The organism is Pseudomonas sp. Je.1.5.c, from assembly GCF_051129895.1.
In the GTDB taxonomy this organism is placed as follows: domain Bacteria; phylum Pseudomonadota; class Gammaproteobacteria; order Pseudomonadales; family Pseudomonadaceae; genus Aquipseudomonas; species Aquipseudomonas urmiensis.
Genome location: NZ_JBCPSP010000017.1, coordinates 13,564 through 36,899, shown reverse-complemented (window position 1 = coordinate 36,899; position 23,336 = coordinate 13,564). Strand labels below are relative to the sequence as shown.

The 23,336-nt window shown below is 62.5% G+C and carries 21 protein-coding genes; 13 read left to right on the top strand and 8 right to left on the bottom strand.

Features of this window, described 5'->3' with window-relative positions:
* Positions 1-754 precede the first annotated feature (754 nt).
* From AAZU54_RS14380 to gdhA, 3 genes are all read left to right on the top strand, one after another.
* Entirely contained in the window at positions 755-1,162 is a 408-nt protein-coding gene (locus AAZU54_RS14380; protein WP_312151429.1) for a hypothetical protein, read from the top strand.
* 256 nt (positions 1,163-1,418) lie between these two features.
* Entirely contained in the window at positions 1,419-3,086 is a 1,668-nt protein-coding gene (gene ettA / locus AAZU54_RS14375; protein ID WP_186554239.1) for an energy-dependent translational throttle protein EttA, read from the top strand.
* 303 nt (positions 3,087-3,389) lie between these two features.
* The gene (gene gdhA, locus AAZU54_RS14370) at positions 3,390-4,730 is read left to right on the top strand and encodes an NADP-specific glutamate dehydrogenase (protein ID WP_186554238.1); all 1,341 of its coding nucleotides are present in this window, start codon (positions 3,390-3,392) and stop codon (positions 4,728-4,730) included.
* Between the two features lie 107 nt (positions 4,731-4,837).
* On the opposite strand, the gene AAZU54_RS14365 is transcribed toward gdhA, so the two are convergent.
* Both AAZU54_RS14365 and AAZU54_RS14360 read right to left on the bottom strand, forming a co-directional pair.
* Positions 4,838-6,691: an Lnb N-terminal periplasmic domain-containing protein gene (locus AAZU54_RS14365; RefSeq protein ID WP_186554237.1), complete on the bottom strand. Its 1,854-nt coding sequence runs from the start codon at positions 6,689-6,691 to the stop codon at positions 4,838-4,840.
* Positions 6,692-6,768: 77 nt separating this feature from the next.
* A complete protein-coding gene (locus AAZU54_RS14360; protein WP_186554236.1) occupies positions 6,769-7,257 on the bottom strand; it encodes a DUF3015 domain-containing protein in 489 nt (162 codons plus the stop codon).
* 256 nt (positions 7,258-7,513) lie between these two features.
* Between AAZU54_RS14360 and AAZU54_RS14355 the strand changes: the two genes are divergently transcribed.
* The 5 genes from AAZU54_RS14355 (at position 7,514) to AAZU54_RS14335 (ending at position 12,307) form a co-directional block, all read left to right on the top strand.
* Positions 7,514-9,952: a Lon protease family protein gene (locus AAZU54_RS14355; RefSeq protein WP_186554235.1), complete on the top strand. Its 2,439-nt coding sequence runs from the start codon at positions 7,514-7,516 to the stop codon at positions 9,950-9,952.
* A 163-nt stretch (positions 9,953-10,115) separates the two neighbouring features.
* Positions 10,116-10,454, top strand: coding sequence for a hypothetical protein (locus tag AAZU54_RS14350; RefSeq protein WP_084297418.1), 339 nt, complete (start codon positions 10,116-10,118; stop codon positions 10,452-10,454).
* A gap of 218 nt (positions 10,455-10,672) precedes the next feature.
* Positions 10,673-11,161 (top strand): TIGR00645 family protein, encoded by a 489-nt coding sequence (locus AAZU54_RS14345; RefSeq protein ID WP_186554234.1) that lies wholly within the window; start codon positions 10,673-10,675, stop codon positions 11,159-11,161.
* Positions 11,162-11,297: 136 nt separating this feature from the next.
* Positions 11,298-11,603, top strand: a complete 306-nt coding sequence (locus tag AAZU54_RS14340) for a DUF6482 family protein (protein WP_186554233.1) — start codon at positions 11,298-11,300, stop codon at positions 11,601-11,603.
* A gap of 86 nt (positions 11,604-11,689) precedes the next feature.
* Complete coding sequence (locus AAZU54_RS14335; RefSeq protein WP_186554232.1) at positions 11,690-12,307, top strand: FKBP-type peptidyl-prolyl cis-trans isomerase; 618 nt, start codon at positions 11,690-11,692, stop codon at positions 12,305-12,307.
* Positions 12,308-12,393: 86 nt separating this feature from the next.
* On the opposite strand, the gene AAZU54_RS14330 is transcribed toward AAZU54_RS14335, so the two are convergent.
* From AAZU54_RS14330 to AAZU54_RS14320, 3 genes are all read right to left on the bottom strand, one after another.
* Positions 12,394-12,639: a PA4570 family protein gene (locus AAZU54_RS14330; RefSeq protein WP_186554231.1), complete on the bottom strand. Its 246-nt coding sequence runs from the start codon at positions 12,637-12,639 to the stop codon at positions 12,394-12,396.
* A gap of 149 nt (positions 12,640-12,788) precedes the next feature.
* The gene (locus AAZU54_RS14325; protein WP_264234696.1) at positions 12,789-13,130 is read right to left on the bottom strand and encodes a zinc ribbon domain-containing protein YjdM; all 342 of its coding nucleotides are present in this window, start codon (positions 13,128-13,130) and stop codon (positions 12,789-12,791) included.
* Positions 13,131-13,290: 160 nt separating this feature from the next.
* Positions 13,291-14,259, bottom strand: coding sequence for a polyprenyl synthetase family protein (locus AAZU54_RS14320; protein WP_392467964.1), 969 nt, complete (start codon positions 14,257-14,259; stop codon positions 13,291-13,293).
* A 245-nt stretch (positions 14,260-14,504) separates the two neighbouring features.
* On the opposite strand from AAZU54_RS14320, the gene rplU reads away from it, so the two are divergent.
* The 5 genes from rplU to AAZU54_RS14295 all read left to right on the top strand — a co-directional run bounded on the left by rplU (position 14,505) and on the right by AAZU54_RS14295 (position 18,189).
* Positions 14,505-14,819, top strand: coding sequence for a 50S ribosomal protein L21 (gene rplU / locus AAZU54_RS14315; RefSeq protein ID WP_011532169.1), 315 nt, complete (start codon positions 14,505-14,507; stop codon positions 14,817-14,819).
* Positions 14,820-14,857: 38 nt separating this feature from the next.
* A complete protein-coding gene (rpmA, locus tag AAZU54_RS14310) occupies positions 14,858-15,115 on the top strand; it encodes a 50S ribosomal protein L27 (protein WP_101316402.1) in 258 nt (85 codons plus the stop codon).
* Positions 15,116-15,301: 186 nt separating this feature from the next.
* On the top strand, positions 15,302-16,528 hold the full coding sequence (gene cgtA / locus AAZU54_RS14305) for an Obg family GTPase CgtA (RefSeq protein ID WP_186554228.1): 1,227 nt from the start codon (positions 15,302-15,304) through the stop codon (positions 16,526-16,528).
* A gap of 76 nt (positions 16,529-16,604) precedes the next feature.
* Complete coding sequence (proB, locus tag AAZU54_RS14300; RefSeq protein ID WP_186554227.1) at positions 16,605-17,723, top strand: glutamate 5-kinase; 1,119 nt, start codon at positions 16,605-16,607, stop codon at positions 17,721-17,723.
* 4 nt (positions 17,724-17,727) lie between these two features.
* Complete coding sequence (locus AAZU54_RS14295) at positions 17,728-18,189, top strand: CreA family protein (protein WP_186554226.1); 462 nt, start codon at positions 17,728-17,730, stop codon at positions 18,187-18,189.
* A gap of 108 nt (positions 18,190-18,297) precedes the next feature.
* Here the strand turns inward: AAZU54_RS14295 and mksF are convergent, their stop codons facing one another.
* Genes mksF through mksB form a run of 3 tightly spaced genes read right to left on the bottom strand, consistent with a single transcriptional unit; the run spans position 18,298 to position 23,091 of the window.
* The gene (gene mksF / locus AAZU54_RS14290) at positions 18,298-21,129 is read right to left on the bottom strand and encodes an Mks condensin complex protein MksF (RefSeq protein ID WP_186554225.1); all 2,832 of its coding nucleotides are present in this window, start codon (positions 21,127-21,129) and stop codon (positions 18,298-18,300) included.
* On the bottom strand, positions 21,126-21,833 hold the full coding sequence (gene mksE / locus AAZU54_RS14285) for an Mks condensin complex protein MksE (protein WP_186554224.1): 708 nt from the start codon (positions 21,831-21,833) through the stop codon (positions 21,126-21,128). Before mksE ends, mksF begins: the two co-directional genes overlap by 4 nt.
* A complete protein-coding gene (mksB, locus tag AAZU54_RS14280; protein ID WP_186554223.1) occupies positions 21,823-23,091 on the bottom strand; it encodes an Mks condensin complex protein MksB in 1,269 nt (422 codons plus the stop codon). Before mksB ends, mksE begins: the two co-directional genes overlap by 11 nt.
* Positions 23,092-23,336: the final 245 nt, after the last annotated feature.

The window sequence follows — 23,336 nt, the reverse complement described above, 5'->3', positions numbered from 1 at the left end:
GGCAGGTTGGCGCAACAGCAGATAGATCAAGCTGTTGTCGGGCGAATTGGTGAAGAAGTAGCTGCGTCCTTGATTGAGCTGGAGTAGCTCGTCAATCATCTGGCGGTCGGGACTGCCCTCGAAGCTGTCGCTCAGAACCCGTCCGCTGCTGTCCAACCAGGCCAGATGGCGCAGGCCAGGCAGGCGCCCTTGCAAGGTTGCGCGCAGCGATGGCAGCGCTTCGGGCGTCGGCGGTTTGACATAGGGCTGCACCAGATTCACCGCCTGCTGCGCTTTGAGTGCCATGTTCAGGTTCAGGTGATCGGCCAGTTCAGCGCTCGCTATCAGGCTGTGTTGGCGCAGATCGGCCTGGGTATGGCGGAACTGGGCGAACAGCTGCCACAGCAGCAGGCCCAGTAAAACCAGCGCCAGCAAGGCCAAGGTGCCCTTGAGTGAGCCACGTAGGGAGGGGGCCCCGGCAGTGGGGGCAGGGCGCAAGATTGACGGTTGGTTGAGATTGGTCAAGCGGTGGTCCTGCGATTGGGCTGGCGATGGCAGGGACGGAACATGCATGGGCCGTGCCTGCGCCTGAGCACGGCGCGCACTATAAATCTGCAGACATGGAGCCGGCTAGCATGCCTGCAAATATGGCAAAGTGCCAGTGTGCAGTCGGGTTGCCGACGGTCGTGCTTGGCTGGGGCTGGTCGGCAAGTCCCTGCAACCTGTGCGAGAATGCCGGCCGCTTCATTGTCAACGCTTCTGGAGATGTACGGTTTTGGTTACCCACTATTCCACCAATGGCCTCGATTCCGCCTGCGGGCGCAGCAGTCAGACCCTGGTCAGCACTGTCGTGGCCGATGACGTATCTTGCAAGTCCTGCCAGCGCACGCTGAGCAAAGCTGATGCCGCTGCCGCTACTGTGCGCAAGAGCCCGTCGTTGGCTGAACTGCGCAAGTCGGCGAAGGCGGTTGCCGAGCCTGCCGCTGTTGCTGGCGCCGCTGCTGGCGCACCTGTGGCCAAGCCGGCCGCCGCCAAGCCTGTCAGCAAGCCTGTGGTTCAGCCTGTCAGCAAACCCGCGGCGACGCCTGGCTACAATGCCAAGGCTGCGTGGGCTGCGCGTCTGGCCGAGCAGGCCGGCAACCGCCTGCCGCGTGGCGTGCAAGCGAAGCAGCGTCAAGCTTAAGCCCGCTAGCAGCCTGTTGCGCCCTGATCGCGGGGCAAGCCCGCTCCCACGCAACTGCCATTGGCTGTCGTGGGAGCAGGGCGCGCAATTTTCTCGCGGACCGGCTTCGCTCCGGTCCGCCATCCGGCCATCTGTATAACGTCACGACTTGGCGTAGAATGGTCGACTTTGTTCAATGACACTCCGTAAACACATCCCCCTGGCATCAGCCAGGTCGTACGTCGATGTCTTTACCTATCTGATAGAGGGCTTGGTTTTGGCTCAATACGTCTACACCATGCATCGGCTGAGCAAGGTCGTGCCGCCGAAGCGGGAAATCCTGAAGAACATTTCCCTGTCGTTCTTCCCTGGCGCCAAGATTGGCGTGCTCGGCCTCAACGGCTCGGGTAAATCGACCTTGCTGAAAATCATGGCCGGCGTCGACAAAGAGTTCGACGGCGAAGCCCGGCCGATGCCGGAGCTCAATGTCGGCTACCTGCCGCAGGAGCCGCAGCTGGACCCTACCAAGACCGTGCGTGAAGTGGTCGAGGAAGCGGTCAGCGTGATCAAGGACGCCCAAGCGCGTCTGGACGAGGTCTACGCCGCCTACGCCGACCCGGATGCCGACTTCGACAAGCTGGCCGCCGAACAGGCCAAGCTCGAAGCGATCCTGCAGGCGGCCGACGGCCATAACCTGGAGCGTCAGCTGGAAGTCGCCGCCGACGCCCTGCGCCTGCCGGCCTGGGACGCCAAGGTCGAGCATCTGTCCGGTGGTGAAAAGCGCCGTGTGGCCCTGTGCCGCCTGCTGCTGTCGGCCCCTGACATGCTCCTGCTCGATGAACCAACCAACCACCTGGACGCCGATTCGGTGGCCTGGCTGGAGCGCTTCCTGCACGACTTCCCGGGCACCGTGGTGGCGATTACCCACGACCGGTACTTCCTCGACAACGTCGCCGGCTGGATCCTCGAACTGGACCGCGGTGCGGGTATCCCGTACGAAGGCAACTACTCGGGCTGGCTGGAAGCCAAGTCGGATCGTCTAGCGCAGGAATCCAAGCAGCAAAGCGCCCACGAGAAGGCCATGAAGGAAGAGCTGGAGTGGGTGCGCAAAGGCGCCAAGGCTCGTCAGTCGAAATCCAAGGCCCGTCTGGCTCGCTTCGAAGAAATGCAGTCGCAGGAATTCCAGAAGCGCAGCGAGACCAACGAGATCTACATCCCGGCCGGTCCGCGCCTGGGCGACAAGGTCATCGAGTTCAAGAACGTCACCAAGGGCTACGGCGATCGCGTACTGGTCGAGAACCTCTCGTTCGCCATGCCTAAAGGCGCCATCGTGGGTGTGATCGGTGGTAACGGTGCCGGTAAATCGACCCTGTTCCGCATGCTGATGGGCAAGGAGCAGCCAGATTCGGGCAGCATCGAGATCGGTGAAACCGTGCAGCTGGCCTGTGTCGACCAGAGCCGCGAAGATCTTGACGGCAACAAGACCGTGTTCCAGCAGATCTCCGACGGTTCCGACCAGATCCGCATCGGCAACTACGAGATCCCGGCGCGCACCTACGTTGGCCGCTTCAACTTCAAGGGCGGCGACCAGCAGAAGTTCGTCAAGGACCTCTCCGGTGGTGAGCGTGGCCGTCTGCACCTGGCCCTGACCCTGAAGGAGGGCGGTAACGTCCTGCTGCTCGACGAACCGTCCAACGACCTCGACGTCGAAACCCTGCGTTCGCTGGAGGAAGCCCTGCTGGACTTCCCGGGCGCCGCCATCGTGATTTCTCACGATCGCTGGTTCCTGGACCGTGTGGCTACCCACATCCTGGCATACGAAGACGACTCGAACGTGGTGTTCTTCGAAGGTAACTACACCGAGTACGAAGCCGATCGCAAGAAGCGCCTGGGCGATGCTGCTGCCCAGCCGCATCGGGTACGGCACAAGAAGCTGGCGCAGTAAGCCGGTTTTAGTTGCACAACAATGGGGCCCTTCGGGGCCCCATTTTTGTGCCTGTTGCAAGCGCTGCGTTGGAGCGGGGGTTGGCCTGCGATTGCGCTTTAAGGACTACGTGGTCGTTAGTTCTGCTGCTATCGCGGGGCAAGCCCGCTCCCACGATGGTGTCTGTGGTTTTGTATACACTTATATAAAACGCACCAAATAATTTCATAAAAACGACATTTCGCCCTGTTCCAGTGCGATTGCTTCTTGGTAAAGTCGGGAAAAAACCAATAAGTCCAATCCTCTCTTGGTGAGATGTCTAGCATGATCGAATCCGTCGACGACTTCCTCGCGCGTCTGCAACAACGCGACCCTGCCCAACCCGAATTCCACCAGGCCGTGGAAGAGGTCCTGCGCAGTCTGTGGCCTTTCCTCGAAGCCAACCCGCATTACCTGCAAGCCGGTATTCTCGAGCGCATCGTCGAGCCGGAGCGCGCCATCCTGTTCCGCGTGTCCTGGGTCGATGACCAGGGCAAGGTCCAGGTCAACCGCGGTTACCGCATCCAGATGAACAGCGCCATCGGCCCGTACAAGGGTGGCCTGCGTTTCCACCGCTCGGTGAACCTCAGCGTGCTGAAGTTCCTGGCCTTCGAGCAGACCTTCAAGAACTCCCTGACCTCGTTGCCCATGGGCGGCGGCAAGGGCGGTTCGGACTTCGATCCGAAGGGCAAGAGCGATGCCGAAGTGATGCGCTTCTGCCAGGCGTTCATGAGCGAACTGTACCGCCACATCGGTGCCGACCTGGATGTACCTGCTGGCGATATCGGTGTGGGTGCGCGCGAAATCGGCTTCATGTTCGGCCAGTACAAGCGCCTGGCCAACCAGTTCACCTCGGTGCTGACCGGCAAGGGCATGACCTACGGCGGCAGCCTGATTCGTCCAGAAGCCACCGGTTACGGCTGCGTGTACTTCGCCGAAGAAATGCTCAAGCGCCAAGGCCTGCGCATCGACGGTCGCCGGGTCGCCATCTCTGGTTCGGGTAACGTCGCTCAGTACGCTGCGCGCAAGGTCATGGACCTGGGCGGCAAGGTCATCTCGCTGTCCGATTCCGAAGGCACCTTGTTCTGCGAAGCCGGCCTGAGCGATGCGCAGTGGGATGCTTTGATGGAGCTGAAAAACGTCAAGCGCGGGCGCATCAGCGAGCTGGCTGATCAATTCGGCCTGGAGTTCCGCAAGGGCCAGACCCCGTGGACCCTGGCCTGCGACATCGCCCTGCCGTGCGCGACGCAGAACGAACTGAACGCCGAGGACGCCCATACCCTGCTGCGCAATGGCTGCATCTGCGTGGCCGAAGGCGCCAACATGCCGACCACCCTCGACGCTGTGGATATCTTCATCGAAGCGGGCATCCTCTACGCCCCGGGCAAAGCTTCCAACGCCGGCGGTGTGGCCGTCAGCGGCCTGGAAATGTCGCAGAACGCCATGCGCCTGCTGTGGACTGCCGGTGAAGTGGACAGCAAGCTGCACAACATCATGCAGTCGATCCACCATGCTTGCGTGCATTACGGCGAAGAGGCCGATGGCAAGGTCAACTACGTCAAGGGCGCGAACATCGCGGGCTTCGTTAAAGTGGCCGATGCGATGTTGGCGCAGGGCGTGGTTTAACACGCGATTGCGTCAGGGCCTCCAGGCGCATGCCTGGGGGCGTTAGCCAGCGCCGCCCTTGCGGCGCATCGCAGGCTTCGCCAGCTCCTGCAGTGATAGACGCCAACTCAGTAGTGATACCACTTGAGCTCCAGCATCACCTCGTTCTGCGCTGAAGCCACATGGCTGAACTCGCGCTTGGCACTCAAGCGCAGCCCCAGGTCCTGGCTGATTTCCCACTGCTGGTTCAGGCTCACACTGCGTCGTACCTCACCATTGGTGAAGTAATCGCCCTTGGCCTCCAGGGTCAGGTTGCCCAGGCCATTGCGCCACAGCAGCCCACCATTGAAGCCTGCAGCCGGTGAGATGAATTCGGCGAAGTCGTTGTGATGCTCGACCCGCACCGTACCCAGGGCAAAGCCGAGCAAGCCATCGGCCAGCTGCCATGTCCCACCAGCACCGCCGTTGACGTGACTCACCAGCACTTCGTCATCATGCTTGCCCGGCACCCGCTCAAGCCCCCCGGCCACCTGCCACGACAGTGGCTTGAGCAGCTCGTTACGCGGTGTCAGCGAGCGAATAGTCGCCAAGTCCAGGCGCTGTACCTGCCAGTCGTTGCCTTCGTATTGGCGCAGCTTGAGCTGAAGAATCTCGATCTGCGCGCCCAGCGGGAAGCCATAGGCGTTGTCGTTGAGGTCGTGATAGGCCATGCGCAAGCCATACTCGGCATAGGCACGGTCGTCACGGCTGCCCACGCCCAGTTGCCAGGTGCGCGACTGGTGGCCGTTCTCTGGCAGCCCAGGGCGCTCGATCTGCAGCGGCGGCGGTGGATTGCGGTTGATCGCCCGCAGCAGCTCGAAGCTGCGTTTGGCCTGGCCTGGATCGCGCTCCTGGCCGTTGGCACGGTAGCGCTCCAGGCGATACGCCGCGTCCTGCACCAGTGCCTGGCGCTGACGGGGCAGGGCGGTGAAGTCGGGGTTTTGCAGGTGTGCGGTGTCGGCACTTAGGGCCAGCACCTGTTGTTTCTCCTGATGATCGAGCGCATCTGCCCGCGCCAGCAATTCACGCTCACGCGAGGGGCGGTAGCGCACACCGGAGACCAGCCCCGACTGCTTGACTGCCTTGACCGTATCGGTCGGAATCGCCGTCAGCGGGAACTGCGAAGTCAGGTCCAGCCCTGGTCGGGCTACCTGCAACAGCTCCAGCAGCCGATAGGAGCAGTTTTCGTCGAAGAAGAAGTAATCGAACTGGATCTGCTTGAGCTCCCAGACATGCTCGACCATGCGCCCGGTTTCTTGTGGGGTCAGGTCCAGTTGGTATTCCCACAGGTCGCGGTTTTCCAGGCTGCGGTATTCGGACAATTTTTCCTGGTAGGGCATCAGCGCGAACAACCCGGGATAGCCGCCCATCAGCCCTTTCCAGGCATACAGGATGCTGTTGTCGCTGCCTTCGATATAGGCGCCGAAGTTGATCGCGTAGCTCAACAGGGTGGTGTCGTCATCGCGGGTCTTGGCCTGGTCGATGCGCAGCAGGGTGTGGCCGAACATCGACGACGGGCTGTTCAAGTAGGCCGCCGGGAAGATCAACACCGCGCTATGCGGGTCGACCGACTGGTACCACTGCCGATACTCCTGGCAATCGGGCTGCGGCAGGTCTTTGAGGTCAAGCTGCTCGCGCAGCCAGCGGGTGCGCGCCGGGAACACGCACTGGGCATGTTTATCGCCAAGGGTGGGCGGCGCATACAGCGCCTGCACGGTGGCCGCCAGCTCACGATCGGGGTGGTGGCCGCCATCCTCGGCAAGGAAGAAGTTTTTATCGTCGACATAGCTGCGCCAGCCGCCAAGCTTGCCGGTCTCATAGTGACCAAGGGCGATCCAGTAGGGTGTCGCCGCCAGTTGTTGCAAGCGTGCCGGGTCAACCTGGGGCGCAGCGTGAAGCTCGGCGCTGGCAAGCAGCGTCAAAAGGGCAAGGCGTTTGAGCATGTCGGGCAACTACGTCTGAATGATGCCGATGGTGGAATGCCAAACCCGCCCCGAAACCGGGGCGGGAAGGGCCGGACTCAAGCCTCGGTGGCGTACTTGGCCAGTTGTGGGTCGCTCTTGAGCACGGCAAGGGTGTTGCTGTGCACGGTTTCGGCGGTGACATCGGCGCTGGAGAAGATCTCGCCGAAGTGCTGGTGGGTGACCGCGGCAAAGTGCGCACGATCTTCAGGCGCTACACCGAGGACCACGGCATAGGTGGTCAAGGCTTCGCCCTGGCCCTGGGCCATGTCTTCGGAAAGCTCGTTCATCATGCCGTTCATGGCGAACCAGGACTTGCCGCCGTAGGTCAGCGAAGCCTTGGTCGAACAGCCGTTGGTGCCGGAAGTCATACCGAACGTGGCGTTGCCGGACGTGCCGTTGGTGGTGGAAGCCAGGAAGTGGGCGGGAGTGCCGCGCTGGCCTTCGAACAGCATGTTGCCCCAGCCGCAATTCGGGCCGCCTGGCGCTTCGGCCATGGCGTTGAGCGAGACGACGGTGAACAGGGTACCCAGAAGAATCCGTTTCATAGCTTTGTTCTCTTTCTCAGTAGACGTACCAATGGTCAGGGGTTCTGGCAACGCCGTTGCCAGGTCGGGAAAGCAAACCGCCAACCCGCGCAAGGTTGGAGTTTAGGCACGATCCAAAGGTTGCGTGGCTTATTGCGAAAAATTGCATCGCTAATCGCCGTATCCTTGCTGCGACATAAAGTCCCAGTGAGCCTTGCAAGGCGCGGGCAGGCAGCGCCAGAATGCCTTCATCGCCCCGCCGAAGTAAGGAAACCCAATGCCCGATCCTGTCGCTGCGCGCCTGCGTCTTGCGCCCGAAGCCCTGACCCGGCGTTTTTCTCCTGAGCAGTTTGCTTTCACTCATACCGACGATCTGGAGCCGTTTCGTGGAGTCCTGGGCCAGGAGCGTGCTGTCGAGGCCCTGCAATTCGGTGTGGCCATGCCGCGCCCTGGTTACAACGTGTATGTGATGGGCGAGCCGGGCACCGGCCGCTTCTCGTTCGTCAAGCGCTACCTCAAGGCTGAGGGCAAGCGCCAGCAGACCCCGGCTGACTGGGTCTACGTCAATAACTTCGAGGACTCGCGCGAACCCCGTGCGCTGGAGCTGCCGTCGGGCACCGCCAGCGAATTCATCAGCGACATGGGCGGTCTGATCGACAACTTGCTGGCGACCTTCCCAGCCGTGTTCGAACACCCGTCCTACCAGCAGAAAAAAGGCGCCATCGACCGCGCCTTCAACCAACGCTACGACCGCGCCCTGGATGTGATCGAACGGGCGTCGCTGGAAAAAGACGTGGCGCTCTATCGCGATGCCAGCAACGTCGCCTTCACCCCGATGAGCGAGGGCAAGGCGCTGGATGAGGCCGAGTTCGCCCAGCTGCCGGAGGAGGTGCGCGAGCGTTTCCACGAGGATATCGCCGAGCTTGAAGAGCGCCTCAACGAGGAGCTCTCCAGCCTGCCGCAGTGGAAGCGTGAGTCGAACAACCAGCTGCGCCAGCTCAACGAAGAAACCATCACCCTGGCGCTGCAGCCACTGTTGGCCCCGCTGTCGGAGAAGTACGCCGAGAACGCGGCTGTCTGTGCCTACCTGCAATCGGTGCAGCTGAACCTGCTGCGCACGGTGGTCGAGCAGTTGGTCGATGACAGCAAGACCGACGCCGTGGCGCGCAAGATGCTCGAAGAACAGTACGCGCCGAGCCTGGTGGTCGGCCATCACATCAGCGGCGGCGCGCCGGTGGTGTTCGAGCCACACCCGACCTACGACAACCTGTTCGGGCGGATCGAATACAGCACCGACCAAGGCGCGCTGTACACCTCCTATCGCCAGCTGCGTCCGGGTGCGCTGCACCGGGCCAATGGCGGTTTCCTGATCCTGGAAGCCGAGAAGATGCTCGGCGAGCCCTTCGTCTGGGATGGCCTCAAGCGCGCCTTGCAATCGCGCAAGCTGAAAATGGAATCGCCGCTGGGCGAGCTGGGCCGGGTGGCCACGGTGAGCCTGACGCCGCAGGTGATCCCGCTCAACGTCAAGCTGATCATCATCGGCTCGCGTCAGCTGTACTACGCCTTGCAGGATCACGACTCGGACTTCCAGGAGATGTTCCGGGTGCTGGTCGACTTCGACGAAGACATGCCCATGGTCGACGAGAACCTGGAGCAGTTCGCCCAGTTGCTGCGCACCCGCACCAATGAGGAGGGCATGGCGCCGCTGACCAGCGATGCGGTAGCGCGCCTGGCCACCTACAGCGCCCGCTTGGCGGAGAACCAGTCGCGGCTGTCGGCGCGCATCGGTGACCTGTTCCAACTGGTCAGCGAAGCCGACTTCATTCGCCAGCTGGCCAATGACGAGATGACCGACGCCGGGCATATCGAACGCGCCCTCAAGGCCAAGGCCACCCGTACCGGGCGGGTTTCGCAGCGAGTGCTCGACGACATGCTTGCTGGGATCATCCTGATCGACACCGAAGGTGCAGCGATCGGCAAGTGCAACGGCTTGACCGTGCTTGAAGTGGGCGATTCGGCGTTCGGTATGCCGGCGCGGATTTCCGCCACGGTATACCCGGGCGGCAGTGGCATCGTCGACATCGAGCGTGAGGTCAACCTGGGCCAACCGATCCACTCCAAAGGGGTGATGATCCTCACCGGTTACCTGGGCAGTCGCTACGCCCAGGAATTCCCCTTGGCGATTTCGGCGAGCATTGCCCTGGAGCAGTCCTACGGCTATGTCGACGGCGACAGTGCATCGCTGGGTGAAGCCTGCACGTTGATCTCGGCGCTGTCGCGCACGCCACTCAAGCAGTGCTTTGCCATTACCGGCTCGATCAACCAGTTTGGCGAGGTGCAGGCGGTCGGCGGGGTCAACGAGAAGATCGAGGGCTTCTTCCGCCTGTGCGAGGCGCGTGGCCTGACCGGTGAGCAAGGGGTGATCATTCCCCGCGCCAACGTCGCCACCCTGATGCTCGATGAGCGCGTGCTGCAAGCAGTGGAGTCGGGGCTGTTCAATGTCTATGCGGTGAGCCAGGCCGATGAAGCGCTGAGCCTGTTGGTCGGCGAAGAGGCAGGTACGCCGGATGACAAGGGCGAATTCCCCGAGGGCAGCGTCAACGCACGGGTGGTCGAGCGGCTCAGCGAGATCGCCGAGATGATCAGCGAAGAAGACATCAAGGACGCAGAAAAGGAGCGTTTGGAGGAGATGGTGGCCCAGGCTAAGCCTGCGTAAGTCAATAAATCGGCGCTGGCGGCCATGTGCTACCGTTCAGCGCCGGTTTTCCATCTTTTTGCGGCTTTCTTCTATGCTGGAACTTAAGGATGGCTACAGCGTTCAGGATGGAAACAGCCTGGTGATCGAAGGCTGAACTGGGCTTTTCAGAGGGGACGCGGCCATGCGCAACCTCAGCCTCACCCGCCAGTGCCTGGGCCTGGTGACCCGCATCGAATGCAGCATCCGTCCGCTTGCCGGCGACAATGGCATGTGGACGTTGCTGTTCGCCGCCGGCATGGCCGGCGAACAACCCTCGGCAATCAAGGCCCAGGGGCCCTTCCATGGGCCATTGGTGGCTGAGTCGGTGCTCAACGCCATCGTCGACAGCCTGACCTTGCATGGGTATCAGGTGGCCGAGGATCCGCAGATCTGGTGTCTGCACTTGCAGGCGCAGCTGCGCAAGATCAACGGCGAGCGCTGTCGAAATCTTGGGGATTATCAATTCCACCCAGAAACCTGATACACCGAGTCGGCCTTTTCGCGGGCAAGCCCGCTCCCACAGGCACAGCGCCGATCTGAAGATGAGCGCTGTACCTGTGGGAGCGGGCTTGCCCGCGAAAAGGCCCACTCGGTTCCCTGACCTGGCAACTGCGGCAACCCGCCGCAGGCTTTTGCTGTCACAGGTGGCTGGCTATACTCGCCCTCGCTTTCCGCTCACCTGACGAGTCTCTATCCTCCATGGAACGTATCCTCGAAAACGCGATGTACGCCTCGCGTTGGTTGCTTGCCCCTATCTACTTTGGCCTGTCGCTGGGGCTGCTGGCGCTGGCGCTGAAGTTTTTCCAAGAAGTCCTGCACGTGCTGCCTAACGTCTTCGCCCTGAGCGAGGCCGACCTGATCCTGGTGATCCTGTCACTGATCGACATGTCGCTGGTCGGCGGCCTGCTGGTGATGGTGATGATCTCGGGCTACGAGAACTTCGTCTCGCAGCTGGACATCGACGACAGCAAGGAGAAGCTCAACTGGTTGGGCAAGATGGACTCCTCCTCGCTGAAGATGAAGGTTGCCGCCTCGATCGTGGCGATCTCCTCGATCCACCTGCTGCGGGTGTTCATGGATGCCCAGAACATCTCCACCGACAAGCTGATGTGGTACGTGATCATCCACATGACCTTCGTGATCTCGGCGTTCGTCATGGGCTACCTGGACAAGCTGACCAAGCACTGATCGCGCTGCGCGTTGAGGTTGTACAACCGCCCGTCCGTTGTAAAACGGACGGGCGGTTGCGTTTAAACCTTGTGCTTTTGTTTCAGCTGTACAAAAGATGAGCGATCACGCGTGGTTCCCCCAGCGAGGTGCTCCCATGAACCTGCATGAACTGAACGGTGAGGCCAGGGCGGGCCGGGTCGATGAAGTCAACCTGATCGCCATCGAAGGCGGTGACTATCTGCTAGAGGCCCGTGTGCGCGGGCGTGCCCATCCACTGGCCGACAACCGTGGCGAGCGCTTGCGGGTGCGCTCGGTCGAGGATGCGCGGCATTTGCTGCAGGCCATGCCGCTGCTGTCGATGAACCTGATCCATTGGTCGGTGCAGGACGAAATGTGTGGCATGGGCAATCATCCCGAAGAAGACCTCAAGGTGCCGATCTCGCCGCGCTCGGCCTGGTAGCTGATCTGCTGCGCCGCAGTGTGCTAGGCTGCTCCCCCTTTTGATCAAGGGCGCGGCGTCACTGCGCCCTGCAGCGGAGCAAGCTAATGTCCGAACTCAATCTGTCCACCGACGAAACCCGCGTCAGCTACGGTATCGGCCGTCAGCTGGGTGGCCAACTGCGCGACAACCCACCACCAGGCGTGAGCCTGGAAGCCATCCTGGCTGGCCTGACCGACGCTTTCGCCGGCAAAGAAAGCCGCGTCAGCGAGGCTGACCTGTCGGCTGCCTTCAAGACCATCCGCGACATCATGCAAGCCGAAGCTGCCGCCAAGGCTGAGCTGGCTGCGGCTGCCGGCCTGGAATTCTTGGCTGAAAACGCCAAGCGTGACGGCATCACCACCCTGGCTTCCGGTCTGCAATTCGAAGTGCTGACCGCGGGCGAAGGCGCCAAGCCGACCCGTGAAGACAACGTGCGTACCCACTACCACGGCACCCTGATCGACGGCACCGTGTTCGACAGCTCCTACGAGCGTGGCCAGCCGGCTGAGTTCCCGGTTGGCGGCGTGATCGCTGGCTGGACCGAAGCCCTGCAGCTGATGAACGCTGGTAGCAAATGGCGCCTGTACGTGCCGAGCGAGCTGGCCTACGGCGCCCAAGGCGTTGGCAGCATCCCGCCGCACAGCGTACTGGTGTTCGACGTCGAGCTGCTCGACGTTCTGTAATACCTGCGCTTACATCGCGGGGCACGCCCGCTCCCACACTGCCTGGATTACAGCTTCGTGGGAGCGGGCTTGCCCCGCGATGCGTTTCAGTTCCAGTCTGTGCCCCCAGGGCGCAACGCCCGCGCATAGCAAAACAGAAACAAATTACGCACCAGCTCCTTGAGCACCCCCGGCTCACTCGAATTCAATCCAGTCATGTCCAGGTCACCCTGGTCGCGCAGTTCATCCAGCGCTTCTTCCTCAAGCACAGCGCACACTTCGCCGGTCTCGCGATGAAGAATTCTCAGGTAAGGGTGGGGGCGGTCCAGCCAGGCGTCGATCAGATAAGTCATGGCTATTCTCCTTGGATAGCAATTTCCAATGAGAATAATTCTTATTATCAAAATAGCAAGGGTCTATTGGCGTTTTTTCGCCAATGGTCACTCGATCCTGTTGCAGGATCTGTCGGGGCCACCGGCTGGCAGCCCCGAAGAAGGGGCGATCAGACCTTGCGCACGAACTCGGATTTGAGCTTCATCGCGCCGATGCCATCGATCTTGCAATCGATGTCGTGATCGCCGTCGCACAGGCGGATGTTCTTGACCTTGGTGCCGACCTTAACCACCAGCGACGAGCCTTTGACCTTGAGGTCCTTGATTACGGTGACGGTGTCGCCATCTTGCAGGACATTGCCCACCGAATCCTTCTTCACCACGTCATCGCTGGCCGCTTCGGCTTCGCCGTTGGCCGACCACTCGTGGGCGCATTCAGGGCAGATCAGCTGAGCGCCATCCTCGTAGGTGTATTCGGAGTTGCATTTAGGGCAGGGTGGCAAAGTGCTCACTACGGTTCCTCGGACAGACGGGTAAAAACCCACATTATATAAGGTTTTGTCTGGCAAATGTGCGTTGAGCGTGCAAATGCAATCGCGGGGCAAGCCTGCTCCCACGTAGCGAGGGGCATACGTGGCAGCGGGCTTGCCCCGCGATGGGTGTTACGCGATATCAGTGGGTACGAGCGACCGCAAACTCACTCAGCTCGACCAGCGCATTGCGGTATTCGCTGGCTGGCAGCACTTCCAGGCAGGCAATGGCACGAGCGACATAGTCGCGGGCCATCTGCGCGGTGTAGTCGAGGGCGCCAGAGGCTTCCACGGCTGCGCGGATCTGCTCCAGATCATCCAGGCCACCTTTTTGGATCGCCTGACGCACCAGGGCAGCCTGTTCGGCAGTGCCTTCGCGCATGGTGTAGATCAACGGCAGGGTCGGCTTGCCCTCGGCCAGATCGTCGCCGACGTTCTTGCCCAGGGTTTGCGAGTCGCCCTTGTAGTCGAGCAGGTCGTCGACCAGCTGGAAGGCCACGCCCAGGTGATCGCCAAAGGTGCGCAGGGCCTCGCGCTGTTCGTTGCTGGCTTGGGCCAGTGCCGCGGCACTGTGGGTCGACGCCTCGAACAGCATCGCGGTCTTGCCGCGGATGACCTCCATGTACACCTCTTCGGTGGTGCTGGCGTCACGTACCCGCGACAGCTGCAGCACTTCACCCTCGGCGATGACCCGGGTGGCCTTGGAGAGGATCTGCATGACCGGCATCGAGCCCAGCTCGACCATCATTTCGAACGAGCGCGAATAGAGGAAGTCACCGACCAGCACGCTCGGCGCGTTGCCCCACAGGGCGTTGGCGGTGGAGCGACCACGGCGCATACCCGACATGTCGACCACGTCGTCATGCAGCAGGGTGGCGGTGTGCAGGAACTCGATGGTCGCGGCGAGCAGGCGCAGGTCGTCGCCTTCGCGGCCCAATGCCTTGCCGCACAGCAGCACCAGCAGGGGGCGCAGGCGCTTGCCACCGGCGGAAGTGATATAGTCGCCGATCTTCGATACCAGCGGCACGCGCGAGGTCAGCTGCTTCTTGATGATCTCGTCGACGGCGCTGAAATCGTCAGCTACCGCGCGGTAGAAGGTTTGGGGTTGCATCGGCTGCTCCATTGGGGTTGCGCGGCATGCTAGGTCGCGGGTCCCGGTGTGTCAAGGCACGGTGCCTGGCGGCCGGGGGCGGGACTTGCAAGGCAATCTTGGGTTGCGTACAATCGCGCACCCTAACTTTCCTGGGCAGCACCTGCCTTACGCAATTGCGCCGGGCCGTTCCAGCCTTGTGCAGCCATGCCAGCCAATACTCATCATATAAAGAGCTGGGTGAGCAGGATTATCGGAGAAATACCATGTCTTACGCAGTAATCGTTACCGGCGGCAAGCAGTACAAAGTCGCTGAAGGTGAATTCCTCAAGATCGAGAAACTGGAAGTCGCTACTGGCGAATCCGTGACTTTCGATCGCGTCCTGCTGGTCGCCAACGGCGACGACGTTACCATCGGCGCTCCAGTCGTTGCTGGTGCCAAGGTCGTTGCTGAAGTCGTTTCGCAAGGCCGTCACGACAAGGTTCGTATCATCAAGTTCCGTCGTCGTAAGCACCACATGAAGCGTATGGGCCACCGCCAGTGGTTCACCGAGATCAAAATCACCGGCATCCAGGCTTAATTTCCTAGATCCCCTGAATTTATTTGGAGAATTGAACCATGGCTCACAAGAAGGCTGGTGGTAGTACTCGTAACGGTCGCGACTCAGAATCGAAACGCCTTGGCGTGAAGATGTATGGCGGCCAGGTCATCAAGGCCGGCAACATCATCGTCCGCCAGCGCGGCACCCAGTTCCACGCCGGCTACGGCGTTGGCATGGGCAAAGATCACACCCTGTTCGCTAAGATCGAAGGCGTGATCAAGTTCGAGAAGAAAGGCGAGTTCAACCGCCGTTACGTGAGCGTCGTCGCGGGCTAATCGCGCTGTCGCTGGAGAAGCCCCGTCATGCGACGGGGCTTTTTCGTTTGTGGTGAGCCTCTTGCAAAGCTGTTTGCCTGGGCTGCCGGCGTTGGTCTCTGCGTATCGGGGTCGCCGCGCTCATTTTTGCAAGAGCCTCATGTTTTTGAGTCATTTCAGCTCGTCACCTGACGAGAGGCGGTTTTTATGAAGTTTGTTGACGAAGTATCGATCCGGGTCAAAGCCGGTGATGGCGGTAACGGTTGCATGAGCTTCCGCCGCGAGAAGTTCATCGAGAACGGTGGCCCCAACGGTGGCGATGGTGGCGACGGTGGCTCGGTGTTCATGATCGCCGACGAAAACCTCAATACCCTGGTCGACTACCGCTACACCCGTCACCACGAAGCCCAGCGCGGCGCCAACGGCGGCAGCACCGACTGCACCGGCAAGAAAGGTGAAGACCTGATCCTGCGCGTACCGGTCGGCACCACGGTGATCGACGCTTCGACCCAGGAAGTGATCGGCGACCTGATCGCCCCTGGCCAGAAGCTGATGGTCGCCCAAGGCGGCTGGCACGGCCTGGGCAACACCCGTTTCAAGTCCAGCACCAACCGGGCACCGCGCCAGACCACCCCAGGCAAGCCGGGTGATCAGCGTGACCTGAAGCTGGAAATGAAAGTGCTGGCCGACGTCGGCCTGCTCGGTCTGCCCAACGCCGGCAAGAGCACCTTCATCCGCGCAGTTTCGGCCGCCAAGCCGAAAGTCGCCGACTACCCGTTCACCACCCTGGTGCCGAACCTGGGTGTGGTCAGTGTCGACCGCTGGAAGAGCTTCGTCATCGCCGACATCCCGGGCCTGATCGAAGGCGCCTCCGACGGTGCCGGCCTGGGTATCCGCTTCCTCAAGCACCTGGCCCGTACCCGCGTGCTGCTACACCTGGTCGACCTGGCGCCGCTGGATGAAACCAGCCCGGCCGATGCCGCTGAAGTGATCGTCAACGAGCTGACCAGCTTCAGCCCGTCGCTGGCCCAGCGCGAGCGCTGGCTGGTGCTGAACAAGTCGGACATGATCATGGACGACGAGCGCGACGAGCGCGTCAAGGAAGTGGTCGATCGCCTGCAGTGGGAAGGTCCGGTCTACGTGATCTCGGCCATCTCCAAGCAGGGTACCGAGCAGCTCAGCCGCGACCTGATGCGCTATCTCGAAGACCGCGCCGATCGCCTGGCCAACGACCCGGCCTACGCCCAAGAGCTGGCCGAGCTCGATCAGCGTATCGAAGACGAAGCCCGTGCTCAGTTGCAGGCCCTGGACGATGCCCGCACCCTGCGCCGCACTGGCGTCAAGAGCGTGCATGACATCGGCGACGATGACGACTGGGATGATGATTTCGAGGACGACGAAGACGGTCCGGAAATCATTTACGTGCGCGACTGACCGGTTGCAGTACACTAAACGCCGCTCAAATGAGCGGCGTTTTGGTATCTACAGATTCGACATAGGTTGGAAGAAGATGCGAAGCAAGGTGACGGGCGCGAAGCGCTGGGTCGTGAAGATCGGCAGCGCCCTGCTGACCGCGGATGGCAAGGGCCTGGACCGCGGCGCCATGGGTGTTTGGGTCGAGCAGATGGTGGCCTTGCGCGAAGCAGGCGTGGAACTGGTGCTGGTCTCCTCCGGAGCCGTGGCCGCCGGCATGAGCCAGCTCGGTTGGAGCAAGCGACCGAGCGCGATGAACGAGCTGCAGGCCGCTGCTTCGCTGGGCCAGATGCGCCTGGTGCAGGCTTGGGAGTCGAGCTTCGGCGAGCACGGCAAGCACACCGCGCAGATTCTTCTGACCCACGACGACCTTTCCGACCGCAAGCGTTACCTCAATGCCCGCAGCACCCTGCGCACCCTGGTTGACCTGGGTGTGGTGCCGGTGATCAACGAGAACGACACCGTGGTCACCGACGAGATCCGCTTTGGCGACAACGACACCCTGGCCGCATTGGTGGCCAACCTGGTCGAAGCCGACTTGCTGGTGATCCTCACCGACCGTGACGGCATGTTCGACGCCGACCCACGCAACAACCCCGATGCCCAGCTGATCTTCGAAGCGCGCGCCGATGATCCGGCGCTGGATGCCGTGGCTGGCAGCACCGGTGGTGCGCTGGGCCGTGGCGGCATGCAGACCAAGCTGCGCGCTGCGCGTCTGGCAGCGCGTTCCGGCGCCCACACCATCATCGTCGGCGGGCGCATCGAGCGCGTGCTCGATCGGCTCAAGGCCGGGGAGCGCCTGGGCACCTTGCTGTCGCCCGAGCGCGGCATGCTCGCGGCGCGCAAGCAGTGGCTGGCTGGCCACTTGCAGACCCGTGGCACCCTTGTGCTCGACGCCGGTGCCGTACAGGCCCTGCGTGGGGCCAACAAGAGCCTGTTGCCGGTTGGGGTGAAAACCGTCCAAGGCAGCTTCCGGCGTGGCGAGATGGTGGTCTGCGTCGGCCCTGATGGCCAAGAGGTCGCGCGCGGCCTGGCCAACTACAGTGCCCTGGAGGCGCAGAAGATCATCGGCCAGCCGTCCGATGCCATCGAAGCCCTGCTCGGCTATAGCGCCGAGCCTGAGCTGGTGCACCGCGATAACCTGGTTCTGGTCTGAGGAAATGACTGTGTTGAAAAGGCTGATTGCCGTGGCGGCGCTGGCGCTGCCGATGGTCGCGAGTGCCGAGGAAGTTGGCCAGGTGTCCACCGTGTTCAAGTTCGTCGGGCCTAATGACCGGATTGTCGTCGAGGCGTTCGATGATCCCAAGGTCGAGGGCGTGACCTGCTACCTGTCGCGGGCCAAGACCGGGGGTTTGAAGGGTGGTTTAGGCTTGGCCGAGGATCGCGCCGAGGCGTCGATTGCTTGCCGCCAGGTTGGGCCGATCAACTTCAAGGGCGAACTCAAGGATGGCGAGGAAGTGTTCAAGGAACGCACCTCGCTGGTGTTCAAGACCATGCAGGTGGTGCGTTTCCTCGACAAGAAGCGCAATACCTTGGTCTATCTGGTGTACAGCGACCGCCTGATCGAAGGCAGCCCGCAAAATGCGGTGACGGCGATTCCGATCGTGCCGTGGGCACAGTAAGACTGCGTTGAAATGATCGCGGGGCAAGCCCGCTCCCACGATGCCATCCCGCCATGCTGGGTGGGCTTCGTGGGAGCGGGCTTGCCCCGCGAGGGTTCTACGCCCTGATCAGGCCAATTCTTCGGCCTGATCTTCGCGAACGATGGCCTTCACTTCATCGATGCGGCTGATGTACTTCCAGTCCGACTCGTCGATGTAGATACCATTGGGCCCGCTACCCCCTTCCAGATCGATTGCCACCCGCGCCGACACCTGCGGCTTGACGCTCGCCAGAATCGGCACGAAGCCCAGTTGCTGGCTGGTTTCCAGCAGCGCCGCCTGGTTGCGTTCGTCGATGTCTGCCGCCTCGTCGAGGTAGTAGGGCAGGCGAATACGTCCGGCCAGGTCACGGTCCATCAGGTGCAGCAACAAGTACATGTTGGTCAGCGCCTTGATGGTCATGGTGGTGCCGTTGGAGGCGGCGCCGTCGATGTCGGCGTGGATCACCGGCTGGCTGTTGATCTTGGTGATCTCGAACGCCAGTTCGAACAGGTCCTTGAGGCCCAGCTGGTTGTGGTTGGCCGCCACCAGCCGCGCCAGATACTCCTTGGCCTCTTCGTTCTTGTGATCCTGGTCGGCGCTCTGGGTCAGGTCGAACACCGACAGGGTTTCGCCTTCTTCGTACTGGCCGGCGCTGTGGATGATCTGGTCGATGTGCTTGAGCGCTTCCTTGTTCGGCGCCAGCACCACGCGGAAGCTCTCCAGGTTGGACACCTGGCGCTTGTTGATCTCGCGGTTGAACAGGGCCAGCTGGTGCTCGAGGCTGTCGTAGTCGCTGCGGATGTTGCGCAAGGTCCGGGCGATGTCGGTGACCGCGGCGCGGCGGGCCTTGGCCAGGGTCAGGGCTTCTTCGGTGCGGTGCGAATAGGCGTTGATCAGCAGCTGCAGGCGACGCTCCATGTCGTCTTCGCTGTCGAACTTGGCCACGCCCTTGAGGCGTACCTGGGCGTACAGCGCCTCGATCTGGTTGTCGACCCGTTGCAGGCCCTGCCAGCTGTCCTGATAGTCGTTGAGCAGCGGCAGCAGGTTGTCCATCGAGTCGTCCACCGGCTCCATGAATGGCGTGCCGAACGGAAGGTCGGCCGGCAGCAGCTGACGACGACGCAGGGCGTCTTCGAGGGTGCGTTGCTTGGCTTCGAGGTCGGCGATTTGCCGGCCCACCAGTTGCAGCTTGGCCGAGAGCTGCTGAACGCGCTCGGTGAACGCATCGCTGGAGCGCTTGAGCTCGTCCTGGGCCGCTTCCAGCTGGCTCAGTTGCTCCAGCTTCTCCGGCTCTTCAGCGCTCAGGGTTTCAGTACGGCGGAAGTCTTCCAGGGCTTTCTGCGCATCCAGTACCTGCTGGTACAGGGCTTCGGTCTGGGCCTTGCTCGCCGAACGGTCAGCGGCTACTGCTTGCTGGGTCCTGAGCTGCTTGAGCTCGCGATCCAGGCGGTCTTTCTGGTCGCGCAGGGCGGCGCGGTCGGCCAGTGCTTGCAACGCTGGCGGATCGATGTGCGACAGGTCGATGGACAGGCCAGGCGCTTCGAAACGCTCGCCCTTGAAGCTATCGAGCACGGCTTCCAGGGATTTCACCCACAGGTCGCTGTCGTCCAGTTCGATGCCGCGCTCGCCCAGCGGCAGGCTGAACAGGGCGCCGTTGAACAGGCGCATCAGGCGGTCGACGTCCTGTTGCGAGAACTCTTCGCGCAGGCGGGCGTAGCTGTTGTTGTCGGCGTGGTCGAGCTGCTGCTTGACCGCTTTGACGCGCTTTTCCAGATCGCGCACGCGCTCGTCGAGGTCTTCGGCAGAGAACTGCCGCGACTGGGCCAGGGCGCCGGCCAGCTCATCGTGGGCGTCCTTGGCAGCGAGCAACTGCTGCTCCAGGACCTTGACGTCGGTGACCAGGGCAAAGCGATGCTTGAGCACCGACAGTTCGCCCAACCAGCGCTGGATGCCGGTGATCTCGCGCTCCAGGCGCATCAGCTCCTGGGTGCCGCCGCGCTGGTCGTTTTGCAGGCGGTCCTGCTCGGCGCGGTAGTGCTCAGACTGGATCACCAGCTCTTCCTTGCGCGCCATGGCGTAGTCCTGCCAGGTGCCCAGCAGGTTGTCGAGCAGCGGCGACAGGCGATGCAGCTTGCCGCGCAGGATGTCGCGCTGGGCCACGCCGCCAGCCAGGGCCTCGACCAGTGGCCCGGCAGCGACCAGGGCGTTGTAGTCGCCTTCCATACGGCGTACGTCGCGGAAGGCTTCTTCGCAGGCGGCGATGTAGTCGACGCTACCCGAGCGCAGGCTGTGCTCGAAGGCATCGAGGAACAGCTGCTTGAGCTTGGCAGCAGTGATCTCGCGCATGTGCAGCAGGTTGATGAACAGGGCGCGGAAGGTCTTCAGGCTCTGTTCGCTGGTCGAGCGCAGCGGGATCAGGGTCAAGTCCAACGGCACCGAGGTGTGGCCGCCCACCAGCAGTCGACGCAGCTCGTCTGGCTTGAGCTCGTAGGCCTTCAGGCCGTTGCGCTCAAGGTTGGTGAACAGCTCTTTCTGGCGCAGGCAGGTGTCGTCTTTCTGGTAGTGGGCCAGGTCCAGCTCGCCCTGGTAGGCGAAGAACTGGTGGCCGAAACCGCCGCCTGGGCCGCGGCCGACCACGCCGATCACGTGCGGGCCGTGCGGCAGGTTCAGTTCGCAGAGGATGTAGCTGGTGTCGCTGGCAAAGTAGAAGCGCCGCGACTGCTCCAGGCTGTACTTGCCGAAGCTCATGTCGGACATGCGCGCCAGGATCGGGAACTGCAAGGCGTTGATCGAGGCGGACTTGCCCAGGTTGTTGGCGCCGTAGACCGACAGCGGGTGTTCCAGGGGGAACAGGCCCAGGCTGTAGCCGGCGGTGTTGAGCAATGCGAAGCGGCGGATGCCGTAGCGTTCCTGGCTCATGCGTCAATCTCCTGTTGCTCTTCGCGGATGGCCCGGGCAAGGGCGTCTTCTTCGCTTTCCTCGCCGTCGAACGGGCTCAGGTCGAGCGGGTCGTCGGTGCGCGCCAGCTCCTCGGGGCTTTCTTCTTCGACCAGTACCGGCGTCGGCAGGGGCAGGTCGCTGTGCAGGGTGGCGGCCAGGTCACGGTCCTGCTGGACCGACAGGCACACATCGAGGAAGCGGTGCATCGGCGGCAGGAAGCGGTAGATACCACCTTCTTCATGAGCGAAGCCCAGCTGGGTCATGCGCCGCAGGATCTTTTCTTCCAGCTCGTCGACGGTCTGCACTTCGGCCTGGATGAACAGGTCGCGGTATTTTTCCAGCAGCGACGGCAGTTCATCGCGGCCAATGCTGCCGCCATCGAGCACGGCAATCGGGTCGCGGCCCTGGTCGGCCAGGTGCTCGACCAGGATGAAGGTGAACAGCGAGAGGCGCTGGGCGGTCTTGTTGACCTGCGCGGCAGCCAGCTCCGGAACGAAATAGTAGAAGCCGCGGGTATCGCACACCAGCTCGAAGCCCAGGGCCTTGAACAGGGTGCGGTACTGGTCCTGGAAGTTCGACAGTTGGGCGTACAGCTCCGGGTCGCGGCGGCTGACATGGAAGCCCTTGAACAGCTCGCGGAAGATCGGCGCGAGCTGGGACAGTTCGGAAAGATCAAGATGCATTGGCTGGGCTCGCGTTGGATTCAGGCGATGGTGCGGTCAGGGCGAACGAGCGCAGACTCACCAGGTGTTCACGGGTGGTGTAGTCACGCCGTTCGAGGCGTTCGCGGCTGAAGCGCTTTTCTCGCGACAGGCGCGAGAACCAGTACAGCAGTTCGTCGGTGGCGCCTTCGGGCTCCTGCTCCAGCAGCCAGACCATCAGGTCGGGCAGGGGCAGGGCGTCCTGGCAGCGTTCGAGCATTTCCTTGACTGTGCGCGGCGCGCGCGGTGCCGGGCCCTTGTTGGTCTTGTGCGCCTTGGGGAAGCGCGCAGGCTTGGGCTCGAAGCGGGCCAGGGCATAGACGTAGGCCTCGACCTGGCTGGCGCTGCCGAGGAAGGTGCTCTGCGGACGGGTGAACATCGGCATCGCCGCCTGTGGCACGGCGTCGATGCCCTTGCGGCGGATCACCGAAAGGGCGAGGGCGGCGCCACGGGTCACGGCGTTATGCCGGCGCGCTTCTTCGCGCAGCGGCAGCAGCAGCTCGCGGGCGTGACGCAGGGTCAGCTGGGCGCTGGTCTGCATCTCGAGGATGCGCGCGTGGGTGCGCAGCAACATGTCGTCATCGACCAGGTGACCGAGTCGCGCCTGTTCGCCGAGCAGGCGCAGCAGCACGGTCTCGACCTTGCGCACGCCTTGCTCGAAAGCGCCGTCGGCGTTGACCAGCTGGATCATCGGCTCGACGTACTCGTCCCAGGTCGCCAGGACCTCGGCATAGCGCTGACGCAGGGGGATCTGGCGGTTGCTGGTCTTGGCCCGTTCGGCCACGGCGACCAACGCCTGCTCGTCGTTGTCGAGCTTCTTGAGGACGTCGCGCACACGCATGTCGAGCAGGCGCAGCTGGCGCGCCAAATCGTCGCTGTCGCGGTTGTCGAAGGCGTCCTGGATATGCCCGGCCAACCGCTCCAGGTGGCGCAGGTAGGCTTCGATCTCCAGGCACAGGCCCAGGCGGTGTTCGCGGCGCAGGTAGGCGAGGAAGTCGTGGATCTGGGCGTTGAGCTCGAAACGGTTCGGGCTTTTCGCCACCGGCACCAGGATATCCAGGCGGATCCACACATCGAGTAGCTGGGTGATGTCCTGTGGGGTGCTTTCCACCTGCTGGCGGCCCAGTTGCTGGCGCAGCTCGATCAGGCTCAGGGTGCCCTGGTCGAAACGCTCGCACAGCGGCTCGATCAATGCCCAGTGTTCGGCTAGGGCGCGCAGGACGCGCTTGGGTTCGATCATTGGCGGGTCGACTCGTTGCCAAGTTAAAAGCGGCGATTGTACTGCATCCGGGGGGGAGGATTTCACCCCTTGGTCTGTAATGAGGATTTGCAGGGTCTGCAGCGCCCTTATCGCGGGACAGATACGTAGGAGCCGCGTGGGAGCGGGCTTGCCCCGCGATGGCGGCAGTACAGGCAACAAATTTCCGCCAGCCAGTAGCGGCGCAAGCGGGCCAAGGGCGGTAGAATGGCCGACTGACTTCTCCC